The sequence below is a fragment of the Dongia deserti genome (assembly GCF_003574735.1).
Lineage (GTDB): Bacteria > Pseudomonadota > Alphaproteobacteria > Dongiales > Dongiaceae > Dongia_A > Dongia_A deserti.
Window position 1 is genome coordinate 1 of record NZ_QORW01000010.1, and the last position, 14,277, is coordinate 14,277.

Below are 14,277 nucleotides of genomic sequence, written 5' to 3' on the forward strand. Positions count from 1 at the left end.
CGAAGCCCCATCATGCGGCGACTCTATTGTCGACCGCGAAGACAACACTGCTCCCGGCAAACGACCGCCTCGACGTCCAAACCGGGCTTGCATTTTGCCGCGCGATTAGACAACAGCCGGGGTCAGGCTCTGCCTATGAACCAAGCCCGCCACAGTTCCGATTTAACTTCCCTTGCTTCACCTGTCCGGCGAACGCCTTCGATCGCTCTAAGGTGAACTTTCGGCAACACCCGCTTCTTCCAGCAATCCTAGGACTTCACCGATCGAGCCGACTGTTCTCGGCGCTACAGATTGCCTTTGGCAGGCCAGCTTGATTGGCCCCTAATACCATCCTCCGATTTAACTACTATCCGACCAGCCTCTCCGTTTCTATGATCATATGCGCCATGACCCGCGCGCAGCCGTCCCGGAACCCTGGATAGTTGAAAGGCGGCTGGCAAATCGTCGCCAGACCATGAGCGATCCGTCTCTGCGATCAGAAGGGCGGCATGCCGATATGGGTCGAGAGTTCGATTTGGCGGACAAGCGGGTTTGGGTTTCAGGGCATCGCGGCATGGTCGGAAGTGCGCTGGTTCGTCGCCTTCAGAGGGAGCCATGCAAAGTCGTTACGGTCGACCGCGAGAAAGTCGACCTGACCCGTCAGTCGCAGACCGAAGACTGGATGAGGAGCACGAAGCCACAGGTGGTACTGCTTGCGGCTGCGCGTGTTGGAGGCATTTACGCCAATAGTGCCTATCCGGCGGACTTTCTTTACGACAATCTGCTGATAGAGTCGAACATTGTGCGCGCCGCATGGCGGAATGGAGTCGAGAAGCTCCTGTTCCTCGGTTCCTCTTGCATCTATCCCCGCGAAGCAGCGCAACCAATGACCGAAGATGCATTGCTGACCGGCCGTCTGGAGCCTACCAACGAGTGGTACGCCATCGCCAAGATTGCCGGCATAAAGTTGTGCATGGCTTTCAGACGCCAATACGGCTGCGATTTCATCTCGGCGATGCCAACGAATCTATACGGCCCCGGAGATAACTTTCATCCTGAGAACAGCCATGTCCCTGCCGCACTGTTGCGTCGGTTGCATGAGGCAAAATGCACCGGGGCACCTAACGTCGTGGTTTGGGGTACAGGCAGACCTCGACGTGAATTTCTTTATGTCGATGACATGGCTGACGCCTGCATCTTCCTCATCAAGCATTACTCCGGCGAACGACACGTGAACGTCGGCAGGGGATCTGATATCTCAATCCGCGACTTCGCAGAGACCCTTAGCCGCACGGTCGGATACAAGGGCCGGCTTGTTTTCGATCCGAGCCGACCGGATGGTATGCCGCGCAAGGTCTTGGACGTGTCGATCCTGAACAATATGGGCTGGAAGGCGCCGACAACACTTCAGGAAGGGTTGCAGCTGTACTACGACTGGTTCCTTTGCAACATCGCGGCCATTCGCCAATAGGAAAAAAGCCATCGCGGCCGTCGAACCTCGTTGCCGCGCGGCTGCGAACCTCTCTGCGTGGACCTCGCCCTTCCCGCGGTTCCACCGTTCATCCCGCGTTCGGGTATCTTTATGTTCTAAGCGCGCCAATGCAGAGAGCACAGCTTTGCAACATGTAAATCGCAGCGATTGAAGACGTCTCCTCATGCGAGCATTTCTTTTCGTGATCTAGCCGTGACATCGAGCGTCCGGCTAGGAAGATCGAGAAGAGACTCTCGACCCCGCGCGACGAAAGAGTGCTAGAATAGTCCTATTGGGGGGCCCTATCTGCTAACTTCCGAGGGCCACTATGAGCGAGAGTTCTGTCCCCCGCCGTGCGGGGAGCAGTGACGGTAGTGCCGAAGCCACTACTAAAGATCGTACTGAACCCGCCGCTTCCTTGGGGTCCGCAGTAGCCACTGACGGACTGCTCGACGCCTTGCATGAACCAGCCGTCGTCGTCAACCAACAGACTCAGGTTGTTTCCGTCAACGTCCTATTTGAGGAACTGATCTGTCAGTCACAGGAAATCGTAGTCGGCCGGCATCTACTCAAGGCAGCGCCTGCGCTCGACGTACCGCGGTTCCGTGAGTTCCTGCGTCGTTTGGCGACCGGAGAGATCGAGTCACACCGCGATCGGATTGAGGTCACCTACCCAAACGGAGAGTCGGAAGTCCTGTCGGTCAGAGGCCATAACCTCGCAAGTGGCGCCATGGGCGGAGTCCTGCTCATTACAATCGGGAAGCCGCAGAGATATCTCGGTGCTGACGCTTCGGACGGGAGCGAACTCGGCGCTCGTGCCATCGCGACTACTCTCGCCAACCATGAAATCAGGCAACCTCTGCAGACCATAAGCCTGCTGCAAGGTCTGATGCTTATGGACGCGAAAGGCTCGAGGCTTGAGCAATGGATATCTCGAATTGGTGATGCCCTCGGCGCATTGACCGGAACGCTGGATGCGCTCGCATGCATGAATGAGATTGAGCGGCGCACGATCGAACCGGTCCTCGCTGGCTACGAGATGAACTCCGTTCTCGATCGCCTTAGACCATTGCTGGCATATTATGCCGAAGCAAACGGTCTTGAGTGGTACATCGCTTCATCCCACGCCCTCATTCGAACCGATGCTCGACTTCTCGAGCAGCTGTTACGCGTTCTGATTCTCAGCGCTATGAAGCTCTTGCGGAGCGGTACAGTGCTGATCGGCTGCCGCCCTCGCCAGCGAACACTGCGCGTCGAGATCTGGGTCTCCGGCAAATGTGTCGGTGAACATGAACAGCGGGCCATACTGGATGATTTCCGCACAGACGTTGGGCAAGTCGACCGCACCATGATACGCTCCTTCGCAAAGCCTCTCGCCAGAATGCTGGACGTTTCTCTTTGGGCGCGATCCCACCCCGGTCCAGGTCTTGCGATCGCAGCGGAAGTTCCGCTTCAAACTGAACGGACTACGTCGACGCCGCACGGCGAGGCGGACGCCGACTTCAAGAACGCTAACATGACTGCCGTTGTCCTCATCATCTCGGATGCCCCTTCCACCCGAGACATGATGGATACCTTGATCAAGGGGTTTGGACATAGGACGGTAACTGTTTCTAGCGCGGGCGCTCATCTTATAGCTCCGCAAAAGGATGCAACACGCCTCGATCTCGTTGTTGCAGATCTCCCTAATCGCAACGACGAGGAGTGTCTCCGCTTCATCTGCAGTTTACGGAACGGACTGGATGCGCCACCGCCAGCGATCGTCTTCAGCGACACAGAAGCGACGAGGCCCGCCTGCAACGCGATGAGCGGCCCCATCGTCTACTTGCGCAGGCCGGTCGATGCCGACGAGCTGAGGCTGAGTATTGCGAGACTGCTCACCAGCGAGAGCCAGACTCGTCATCAGGCGATAGGGCGTAGTCGGCATCAAGAAGCCGATCCATCGTCGGCGCAGACAATTTATGTCGTCGAAGACGATCACATCTTGCGAGAGACGCTGCAAAGGCTACTGCACGGAAAAAACGCGAAGTTCTTCGCCGGATGTGAAGACTTTCTCGCACAATATGACCCTTCCCATTCTGGTTGTATCATCTTGGACAACGTGATGACCGGCATGCGGGGCGTCGAGCTACTCGAACACCTGGCCGCACAAGGATCCCGCATGCCGGCGGTCATGATTACAGGTCATGCCGACGTTCCGACGGCCGTCCGCGCAATGAAGTCCGGCGCGATAGACTTCATACAAAAGCCCGTCGCCTACGATGTGCTGTTGGCGGCGATTCAGCGCGCGCTTGACATTGACCGTCAGGATCCGGAGCGTCACACCTATCGAGAGTCCCTAAGCGCCCAGATAGCGGTGTTGACGGCCAGAGAGCGCCAAGTCATGGACTATGTGGTTTATGGCTTGTCCAACAAGGCAATTGCACATCGCCTCGGAATCAGCCGCCGAACGGTTGAGAACCATCGTGCATCCGTCATGAGGAAGATGGGCGCCACCTCGCTGCCCGATCTGATGCGCATGTTGCTTGAGCTAAGCCCCGAGGAGGCGGAAGACGGCAATTGATGCGTGGTCGGTGCCTGCGCTAGATGCGGCCATAGTCATCTTGGAGGCGGACGATGTCGTCTTCGCCGAGGTAGAACGCTGGGCGATCCTTTAAGCTATGGTCAGCCGGAAGCACGAGAAGAGGCGTACCTGGTCCTCTGCTGCTGACGAGGATCGCAGCCGACGCAATGGCCGCCGCATCGACCTGCCGACCGGCTCGACCAGAATGGCTTCGGGAGCCACGCCCGCCTCCGCCAACTGCTCAGCCACCAGAAAGCGGTGATCTTCATTGCAGATCACGATCAGAGGTAGATACCGGAAGGCATTCTCCACATCCAGCAATGCTTCCTTGAGCAGCGACTGCGGGCCCGCAAATGGAAGCAGTTGTTTCGGATGCATGCCGCGCGACATTGGCCATAGTCGTGTACAAGTCCACCAGACAGGACAACAGGAACAATTCGCCTGGTGAATTTGGCGGCCTTACAGTCGATGGAATGTGATGTCACAGCCCCTCCTGCGGCCTGTTTCGCCTTCGCATCCGTGCCGCGCTGTTTCCGGCCGGCACTCTTACTTTCACTTGCCGTTGCCCGGGCCTGTCAGCTTGTGGAACGCGCCGCGCGGCGTCATCTGCAAGTGCTGCATCAGCCCTATCGAACGCCTACGCGGCCCGTAGTATCCCTCGCCTAGCGCATACTGCGCATGTCGCCGGGTATTGACATGGCTCAAGACTATGCCGGTAACCGTCACTTTGTAGAGCTCAAGCTTGCGCACCGCATTAGCGACATAGTCGCGCGCCGTGCTGCCCCACCGAACGAAGAACAGGCAGTGGTCCGCACACCTGGCGACGATGGCCGCATCAGCGGCCACCAGGATTGGCGGCGAGTCGATGATGACAAGGTCATACCGCGAGCGGGCCTCCTCGATGAGCATTTCCATGTGCCCTGAGTTCAAGAGATCTTGCGGATTAAGGCTCTCTTCACGCGAACTTATGTAATGGGCGCCCGACTTGTAGTCGATCTGCACGGTTTCCTGCAGATAGGCGGCCCCCGCCAGAAAATCCGCCAAGCCGCTTGCCGACGTGCAGCCAAGCGCCTTGGCAATGGAGGGCCGGCGAAGATCGGAATCGACCAACAAAACCTTGTGGCGATCGGTTGCCAGCAACCGTGCCAACGATACACAGAACGCCGTCTTGCCCTCTCCTGGGATGGAAGACGTCACGAGGATCACCTTGCCGCTCCGGTTACCTTGCGACAGCGTGATCGCTGCACGTGTGGTACGAAGTGCTTCGTTGAACAGCGAACCCGGCCTTCGGAGTACGTAGTTTTCCGGCTTGAACAGCTGCGGCCATCGCAGCGATGGCACCAAAGCGAGCACACGCAGGCCAGTCAATTGCTCCACTTCATCGACTGAGTAGAGCCGCTGCTCGAATAGTTCGCGAAGAAGCGCGAGCGTAATCCCTGCCAATCCACCGAACAGAGTCCCAAGCAGCAGGAGCGGCAGGCGCCTGGGATAGCTCGGCCAGTCCGGAGGCACGGCAGAAGAGATTATGTATGAGTCCGGCTCCTGAATTTTGCCCTGCTCCGTCGTCTCCTTCAGACGACTCAGATAGGCCTCGTACACGGCTCGGTTGGCATCCGATTCCCGCTGCAGCAGCTGCAATTTTACTTCTGCATCGCTGCCCTCGCCGAAGCGCCGTTGGAGGCGCCCGAGTTCATCTTCGAGTGCTCGCTCTTTGGCTCGAACGGTCTCCGCCTGCTTCACCAGGCCCTTGGCGACTAGAGCAATTTCGATGTCAATCTGTCGCTGCACGGCAGCGAGATCGGCTTGCAGCGTCTTGTCGGCTGGATACAAGTTGGTGTAACGGCTCTCGCTCTCCGCCTGCTTGCGTTTCAAGTCGGCCTGCTTGTCTCGGAGGCTTTGTATCACGGGCGATGACATGACGTCCGGGATCGCTCCGATGTCGCCGCCGCTCGACACAGTGGACCGCAACGTAGCAAGGCGCGACTCCGCCTCCAGCCGTTCGCCGCGCGCACTCACCAATTGATCATTAGTCGCAGCCAGCTGTTGTGCGGTTACGGTTCCTTGTTTGCCTTGCAGAATATCTGCTTCGCGACGATGGGTCTGGACCGCTGTAGCGGACGTTTCCAGATCGTGGCGCAATTCCACCAAGCGCTCGCTGAGCCACGCGCTGGCGCGTTCGGCAGCTTCCGCCTTGGATTCAAGCTGATTGGCGATATAGGCTTCGGCATACAGATTGGCCATCTTCGCCGCCAGCTGTGCATCGGAAGACGAGTACCCGATGTGAATGGTATACGACTGGCCATCGTTGGTCGCGCTCACGCCGCGGCTTACGATCTGCACCAAATCTGACACCCGGGGAATAGAGGAAGGTGGATGAGTGCCCGGCTCCGGAGTGCTCGCGGCATCTGCAGGCATGTCTCTTGCGCCGAAGGCAAGCGGTTCCAGATCCCGCACGAGCGAGGACATTGCGCGTGTCATACGCTCCAGCGGTGATACGATCGCGCTGGCGGCGGCCAGCTGTTTCTGATCGATCGGAGACATATTGCTGAGCACCCGCTCTGCCATGCGGCGGGAGACAATAATGTCCATCTCGGTGCGCAGGATGCCTGGCTGAGACGAAAAGTTCGAGAGCACGGAATCGAATTCGACAATTCTGGGACTGCGAATCCCCAGCACGACCTGCGCTTCCGCATCGTAACGCGGAACTGCTTGATCCAACACCAGCCAAGATATGCCGGTGCCGAGCAGCAAACATCCAACGACCATCGCTCTGTGTCGCGAAACCTTGTGCAGGACGCTGCGCAACTCGCCCTCGTCCCGTGTGCGATCTTCCTTCATGCCTATCACCTGCCGCCAGCTCTAGTGCGAGCCGTTCCGCCGGCTTCGGCTGTCCAAACTTTCGACGGCAGATCCGCCAGGCTGACGACCGCATACCTGGAATGGCGCAGGTGTGTCAGCCGCAGGGGAAGTCCTCAGCAGACCGACAATGTCTCGGGCATTCGGCGTGGAGCTATCCTCGAGCAGCAACGGACGAGTGCGCAGGACAACCTGCGTCCGATTACTGACGTTGAGCTTTCTCATGATGTGCCGAATATGAACTTTTACTGTGCTTTCGCACATGTTGAGTTCATATGCGATCAGCTTGTTCGAGCTGCCGCGCCACAGTCTGCGCAAAACTTCGTTCTGTCGCGGGGAGAAGTTCGCCAGTATGGTCGATGGACTTGGCTGCGCCTCTTCCTTGATCGAAACCTCTTGACGAGCCGACAGCGACAGGAGGCTCGGCGGCACGAAGGTGCCGCCCGCGATCACAAATCGGATCGCTTCGGCGACCTGCCTAATTGGCAAGGTCGTCGGAACGTAACCCTGGATCCTTCGCCGGAATGCGCGGACGATGTCCTCCGGCACCTCAACGTCTGACAGCAAGACCCGCGGCACGTCCGGGCCGAGTTGCTCCAGCCGCGACAGTTCACACGCAATTTTCTCGTCATCGACCGTCTCTGGATGCTCACGCGCATCCGTACGGCTTGCATGAACGTAAAGCACGGCCACGAGAAATCTTTCCGATGAGAAGGCCTCGTCAGCGATCTCTTGAGCCGTTGCATGATCGACGACTTTCAGCCCTGGCAGATGTCTTTCGAGCTCTCGGCTTACGCAATCGCGCGTAAGATTGTGTTCGTCTATGTAGAGGAGTTCTCCCCTACCGGCCCCAATTTCCTCGACTCTCACGCTGTTGGTCGTTTCGCGGCAATTGGGACGAGAAGTCCAACAGTTCCGCATGACCATCGTCCTTCTGGGAATATGCTGTATTAGACCCTTACCTCCCCCGATATGAATATTGCCCCTTCTTTATTGCCTACAATTATTATACGAGCCGATGGCCTCGGAATAGACTCGGAGATTACTCATGGTCTGAAGTCTTACCCGGAGCATGGGTCGAAAGTGGTATATGGAAGGACGCAGGGCCACAGGTAGGGGGCTCGATTCAGAAGTGCTTCAGGAGACCCATCGACACTACGGCCTCGACAAATTCGTCATCTGAGTCATCAGCGAATTGTCGCGCGAAATTCACGGTGAACACCGCATCGAGGGTTTCGCTCAAGTTCCGGACCATGGACACCGCGGCTCCCACCAGGTGCTGGTGTTCCGTACCGGAGGGTCTGTCAAAGCTCTCATAGCGAAACCGAGCGGTCAGATTTAGGGTCGCGACGGGCGACAGACGATGGCCCCAGTTCGCGCTGCCCCCGATTGCCGTGTCCTGTTCGTCTAGGGCGTCGATGTCGCGGCGTTCATGATAGGCGATGGCGTCCCAGGTGTTTCGACCGCGGACCAAATGAAGTGACGCATTGAAGGCACGCAGCCGGAATGCGTTGTCTTCGAGGCTGAAAGTGTCATCCCCAAGCCGAAACAACCGCTCCGTCCGGGCGTCGACAAAATTGCCAAACTCATCTCGCCGCAAGAAGCCGAGGTTTTCAGAAAACGCGGATTGTGACGTCTGCAGCTGCTCTGTGTAGCTGAAGTCGATGCGAGAATCCGGACCAAGGAGATAGCTTGCCCTTCCTGTAACGAAGTCTGATTCAAAGCGATGGTTGTACAAGACCTCTATTACAGACCGCGGGCCGGGAGACAATCGCACTCCCGCACTGCCGATTGGGCCGTCCGGCTCCTCGTCCAGAGAAGAGTCGGAGATTTGTTCGTAGCCGGCACTTCCGAACAAACTGATGGTTCCATTGATAGGATACTCCGCGCTCGCTGCAGCAAATACACTTTCAACATCTCGAGATCCGCTGCCATGTTGCGCATTGGCATTGAGTGCCCAGAGAAATCGGCTAAACCTGCTGCCGCTCAGCAGCGATCCTTCGACCGTGTGTATGGTGGTATCCGGCAGTTCATCGGAGAAGACCTGGCTGAAGGCGTATCCGAGGCCGGAATCGGCGAACGTCCCGAAATGGTTATGGATCGACGGGCTAATTCTATAGGTGTAGATCGTGTCAAGGTTGGTGGAGGCGGTCAGCAGTGAGCTCGAGGTCGGACGCTCATTTGACTCGGGCACTTGAGTGATCGCCGCGCTTGCGTCCAGGAACAGCATTTCGGGGACAAGGGTAGCATTGCTGTGGAGAGCAAGACGATTCCTCAACTCGCTCAGTTCCTGTTCCTCAACATAACCAACCGCATCCAGCGCGTAGTTCAGATCTATCGTGAGGCGGGGCCCTTCTCGGTGAACGTCCAGGGCCGGCGAGACCGTAGTCACAAAGTCGGCCTTCTCCTCGCCTGGGGGATCGAGGCGGGCGTTCGAGGTAAAGGACTCGAACGCCGATACGGATGGCTTTATCTCCCAGTCATTCGCCATTGCGAAGTCATAGGGTAAACAACCGAGAGCGAGCAACGCTATGATGAGCCCGCGCCAGTGCGCAGGGTGGCCGCCTCTGATGCGGCTAGTTGATGAGGATAGGAGGACGGGCCATGGTGCCGACAAGCTGCTCTTTCGCCTCTGTTGAGAATCCAGCCCCGACAACCTTGGGCGATTGCCGCTAGAACCAGCTTTGCGGGATGACCAGGACGTCACCTGGCATGATAAAGACGTTTGCCGACATGTCGCCGTCCTTCAAAAGGTCATCGAGCCTGACTGCAAGTTGCTGTTTTTGATCAGGTGTCCTGCGCACGATAACGGCGCGATTGCCGGCAGCGAATTGCGTCAGGCCGCCGACCGCAATCATGACGTCCAGCACCGACATGTCGGTGCGGTACGGAATCGCCTTTGGTTCGACCGCCTCCCCGATCACGCGAACCTGTTGCGAGTACGGGCCGACGAAATCCGTGACAATGACGGTAACATGGGGCTCTCGCAGATACGCGGAAAGACCCTGCCTGACCTCGTCGGCGAGCTGCGCCGGCGTCTTCTGCGCCGCCTCCACATCCTGCAGCAGCGGAAGCGAGATCCGGCCGTCAGGGCGGACAGGCACGCTGACCGACAGATCCGGATTCTGCCAAACGAACACGCTGAGCTTGTCGCCAGGCCCAATAAGATAACTGGCCTCATCCGACCCGCGCGAAGTGCTCAATCCATCCTCGCCAGCAGGCCTAGCTGAACAGCCAGATAAGACGATCCCAGCTGCGAGCGCAAGGAGCAGCCAGTCCCACGCGACCCTCAAACCTCGCGTTGCCATAGCCGACCCCCGACTAAGACTGTCTATAAAAGCTTAGCAGGCCTGTAGGGCATGCGCCCATACCAAAAAGTTTAGTCGTTGCTCCCCTAATCCAGGCGTCAGCCCTCAACCGGCCCGCGATCATCATCCATGATGCAGAGAGCCTTAGCGTAGCGTCTTTTGGTGAGCTTGCGAGCACCTGGTGATTCTTTTGAGATGCGCCGGTATCCACTCACCGGGACTGATGGATTCAGGTCCCAGCCCCACTTGGAGGCCAACTCTGGCACGGCTCATCCTGATAAATCGCTACTTTCATCCCGATGAAGCAGCCACCAGCCAGGTAGCGACCACACTATCATCGGCTTTGGCCGAGCGCGGTTGGGCAGTGCACGTTGTTACGAGCCGCCAACTCTACGGCGATGCCGACGCCAATCTAGCCGCCGCTGACCGGCTCCGGGCGGTCCACATTCACCGCATCTGGACCACGCGCATGGGGCGAAGCCGGCTGCTCGGTCGCGCACTCGACTATACCACTTTCTATGCCAGCGCCTTTCTTTGGCTTCTCCGGTACGCGCGGCAGGGAGACGTGTTTGTCGCCTTGACTGACCCGCCGCTGATCTCGGTGGCATCTGCTCTGGCGGCGAGAATGCGAGGCTGTACACACGTCAACTGGCTCCACGACCTATTTCCTGAGATTGCGGGCGTACTCGGCATACTCCCTTGCAGGATCTGCCATTGGATGCTGACGCGCCTGCGAAACTGGTCATTGCGCTGCTCCCAGATGAACGTCGCGATCGGAGAAGGTATGGCGGACCGCCTAGCCAGCCAAGGCCTCCCTGCCAACCGTATCGCCGTCATCCACAATTGGTCCGACGCATCCAACATCTCGCCGGTTGCCGCTATGAACAACCAGCTGCGCACCGCATGGGGTCTTTCCGATAAGTTCGTCGTTGGGTATTCGGGCAATCTCGGTCGTGCGCACGACCCCCAGACGATCCTCAAGGCCGCGGAGATACTACGCCACGATGAGGAGATCCGATTCCTGTTCATCGGCGGTGGTCATTTCTTCAAGGTTCTTGAAGCCGAAGCGCACCGACGCGGTCTTACCAATGTGATATTCAAGCCATATCAACCAAAAGATCAACTGAGCGATAGTTTATCGGTGGCGGACCTGCACCTCATATCGCTGTTGCCTAAGCTCGAAGGTCTCATCGTCCCCAGCAAGTTCTACAGCGTTGCCGCTGCGGGCCGGCCCACTATTTTCATTGGCGATCGGTCTGGCGAAATCCCCCGACTCCTGTACGATGCCAAGTGCGGAGCTGCAGTCGCAGCCGGACAAGGGGCTTCCTTGGCGCATCAGATCGAGCGGCTGAAAGGAAACAGGGCTCTGCGTACTCTTTGGGGCCAAAACGCTCGCGCACTATTGGAGCACCGGTTCGATCAGCGCCTGGCGGTCACGAAATGGGTCGGCCTGCTCTATAGGATCGGCCCTTCACCGCGCGTGCCATACCCGACCGAGCTCCAGCGACCGGCTGCGACGGAGGGCCAGCTCCGCCGGCAGATGCCGACGCCCGTCTACGGCGGGTCGCAGATGACGGCACAAAAGGAGCCAAGGGTGGCTCCGGGGAACGACATTGCGAGAATGAGTGAATGAGCGGTCCGCGGACATCGCAGCCGTCAAACCTGCAGGGCGTGGCCCGGCAATCCGATGGCATCCGGTTGATCGCGAAGTGTCTCAGTTTCCGGGATACCGTCAATCTGCTCGAAAGTCTGCGTGCGCTGCTGTCGGACGCCGCTGCCGACTGGCTCACTGTGGTCCGCCTCGCGAATCACCACCTGGTGACCCCGGCGCTTTGGTCGGCCATCGATCGCCGAGGCTTCACTGCGCTTCTTCCAAACGACTTAGACGCATATCTGCGCCTGCTCTACGAGACGAACCGGAAGAGAAATCGCCTGATTCGCGACGAAGCGCTAGCAGCACTTCAAGAACTCAATCGGCACTGTATTCAGCCAGTTGTCATGAAGAGTGCTCTCACGCTGTTTGACCCCAGCTGCGACGAGGGCGCAAGCATTATGGCAGACGTCGATCTCCTGATTCGACGTCAGGAACTACCGGTGGCGATTTCGGCCCTGCGGTCGATCGGCTACGATCTCTTGGCGGTTCCACCAGCCCATGCGCACGCTTGGACATTCTATCGGCCCTTGTCGCTCGCCACCATCGACCTCCATTGCGACGTGGGTCCCCAACGCGCCCTGTTGTCGGCTGACGCGGTTCGCTCAGTTGCCAAGCCCGTCGCTAGAAACGATTTGGCAATGGATGCTCCCTCCATCAACCACCGCGTCCTCATGCTGGTCATGAATTTCGGAGTGTTCGAGCGCCACTACTTCCGCGGCCACATTCCGTTGAGGGGACTGCGGGACTTGGGGGAGATATGCCAGCGCAACGGCAGCGACATCGACTGGGATTACCTGTGTCACTCCATGAGCGAGCCTACCTTGAGCGCTCAAGCGGCCGCCATGTTTCATATGGCTCGGGAACTCATGAACATCCCCATTCCGATCTTCATCCGGCGAACTGCGGCGGCCGACCGACATCTGCGCCGGTGCTTCCTGCAGCTCGCTCATCCATCCCTCGACCGCGTTGCGCGCGCTTACGCTGCTGTTGCCTGGCCTTTCAATCGAGCGAGAATGGACTATCGGCACCATTGCGGAACGCACGGTCGATCGCTCGCGGTAGCGCGGCTTCGGCACGCACTCGACATCCTGAGCCGTCGGAGCCCGTTGCGCTCCTGGCGCGCCGCATCCTTGGGCAGCGGGCAAGACAAGGTAAGCACCCTATGAACCAGATGGCGTTTCGACCCGCCCCGGGGGTTGAGCTGTTTCCGATTCACGACGAGGCCCTGCTATTCGATCAGAATGGTCAACGGCTTTTTCATCTGAACGCTATAGCGACGCACATTTGGTCGCGGCTCGACAGTGAGATGGATGTCAAGAGCATCGCGAATGCAACTGCGGAAGCAATGTGCCTCGATCCCGCCAAAGCACGCCTATTTGTGCTCGAAATGCTGAAGATCTGGCGCGGAGCAGGTCTGCTGCAGGATGGATGCACATTTCTGTCGCCCCAGCGGACGGCTAGCCCACCTCATGAAGCGTTGCTGAATACAAGTGATAAGGAGATCAAAAGGACAATTCTTCCGACGCGCCAGCTCTATCGGCTGCTTGATACCGTGTTCTCCGTGGGATTCTCCAACGCCTCGTTGGCGGATTCTACCATCTCGATCTTTCGTCACTTGAGAACCGCGCTTGATCCGGTGAACGCAGTGTCTATCGACATTATCGAGCATGAATGCGGCATCCAGATCCTTCACGGCAACCAGATACTCCGTGAATGCCTAAGCACACGGGAGATTATCCCATTGCTTCAGGGGCTGCTCGGCCTAATGGCAATCCGGGCTTATGGATATCTGCTTGCCGTGCATGCATCGTGCCTCGCGAGATCGGATGATGTTCTGCTGTTGGCCGGCAAGAGTGGAAGCGGGAAAACCACCATGGCTGCGGCGCTGATGGCCGCAGGATGGGCGTACATGTCAGACGACACGGCACTTCTGCTACCACAGACGCTCGACTGTGTCGGCGTTCCCTATCCCTTGACGGTCAAGGAACCCTCCTGGCGGACTCTCGATCGTTACTTTCCGATCATCGATCAGGCCCCGACCCATTTGCGACGGGACGACCAGTTGGTCCGATATCTTTCGCCTCCATATCATGTCTCCCGTAGGCCGCGCCGCGTGCGCTGGATCGGGTTCCCACACCACTCGGCAAATTCGTCCAGCATGCGGATGCTCGATCAAGTCGAAGGCCTCTACCGGCTCCTGGAGCATTGCTGCGCAATTCCGCATTTCCTCAACTCGGGAGACATTCAGCAACTGGTGCGATGGAGCGCAAGCATTCGCTTCTTCGAGTTTGCGATCGCGGACATCGATGACTCAGTCGCGCAGGTCGCCGCTGTGACAGGTGCAAATGCCGGCCGAGCTACCCGTATACCTATTTCGGATGACTCGTATAAATCCTCAACCGCATGTACATGAGTAAGATGTTTTGTCGCCACGCAGTAGGAGCCG

Annotated in this window: 10 protein-coding genes; 5 read left to right on the forward strand and 5 right to left on the reverse strand. The window is 58.3% G+C overall.

The annotated features are described in order from the left end of the window. Positions 1–496 precede the first annotated feature (496 nt). On the forward strand, positions 497–1,450 hold the full coding sequence (gene fcl / locus DTX69_RS16420; protein ID WP_119302650.1) for a GDP-L-fucose synthase: 954 nt from the start codon (positions 497–499) through the stop codon (positions 1,448–1,450). A gap of 457 nt (positions 1,451–1,907) precedes the next feature. Beyond that, positions 1,908–4,013 (forward strand): response regulator, encoded by a 2,106-nt coding sequence (locus DTX69_RS16425; RefSeq protein ID WP_162917274.1) that lies wholly within the window; start codon positions 1,908–1,910, stop codon positions 4,011–4,013. A 90-nt stretch (positions 4,014–4,103) separates the two neighbouring features. Here DTX69_RS16425 and DTX69_RS16430 read toward each other — a convergent pair whose 3' ends face one another. The 5 genes from DTX69_RS16430 to DTX69_RS16450 all read right to left on the reverse strand — a co-directional run bounded on the left by DTX69_RS16430 (position 4,104) and on the right by DTX69_RS16450 (position 10,072). Beyond that, the gene (locus tag DTX69_RS16430) at positions 4,104–4,463 is read right to left on the reverse strand and encodes a sugar phosphate nucleotidyltransferase (RefSeq protein ID WP_284735863.1); all 360 of its coding nucleotides are present in this window, start codon (positions 4,461–4,463) and stop codon (positions 4,104–4,106) included. 102 nt (positions 4,464–4,565) lie between these two features. Beyond that, positions 4,566–6,851, reverse strand: a complete 2,286-nt coding sequence (locus DTX69_RS16435; protein ID WP_119302653.1) for a GumC family protein — start codon at positions 6,849–6,851, stop codon at positions 4,566–4,568. A 21-nt stretch (positions 6,852–6,872) separates the two neighbouring features. Then, positions 6,873–7,739 carry a response regulator transcription factor gene (locus tag DTX69_RS16440; protein WP_162917275.1) on the reverse strand — a complete coding sequence of 289 codons (867 nt, stop codon included), beginning with the start codon at positions 7,737–7,739 and terminating at the stop codon, positions 6,873–6,875. Positions 7,740–7,995: 256 nt separating this feature from the next. Beyond that, positions 7,996–9,360: a TIGR03016 family PEP-CTERM system-associated outer membrane protein gene (locus DTX69_RS16445; protein ID WP_119302655.1), complete on the reverse strand. Its 1,365-nt coding sequence runs from the start codon at positions 9,358–9,360 to the stop codon at positions 7,996–7,998. Between the two features lie 181 nt (positions 9,361–9,541). Continuing rightward, positions 9,542–10,072, reverse strand: coding sequence for an XrtA/PEP-CTERM system exopolysaccharide export protein (locus tag DTX69_RS16450; protein ID WP_284735827.1), 531 nt, complete (start codon positions 10,070–10,072; stop codon positions 9,542–9,544). 328 nt (positions 10,073–10,400) lie between these two features. On the opposite strand from DTX69_RS16450, the gene DTX69_RS16455 reads away from it, so the two are divergent. The 3 genes from DTX69_RS16455 to DTX69_RS16465 are packed head-to-tail and all read left to right on the forward strand — an operon-like array spanning position 10,401 to position 14,244. Then, a complete protein-coding gene (locus DTX69_RS16455) occupies positions 10,401–11,810 on the forward strand; it encodes a glycosyltransferase family 4 protein (protein ID WP_119302657.1) in 1,410 nt (469 codons plus the stop codon). Then, complete coding sequence (locus DTX69_RS16460; RefSeq protein ID WP_119302658.1) at positions 11,807–12,997, forward strand: nucleotidyltransferase family protein; 1,191 nt, start codon at positions 11,807–11,809, stop codon at positions 12,995–12,997. Before DTX69_RS16455 ends, DTX69_RS16460 begins: the two co-directional genes overlap by 4 nt. Beyond that, positions 12,994–14,244, forward strand: coding sequence for a PqqD family protein (locus DTX69_RS16465; RefSeq protein WP_162917276.1), 1,251 nt, complete (start codon positions 12,994–12,996; stop codon positions 14,242–14,244). Before DTX69_RS16460 ends, DTX69_RS16465 begins: the two co-directional genes overlap by 4 nt. Positions 14,245–14,277: the final 33 nt, after the last annotated feature.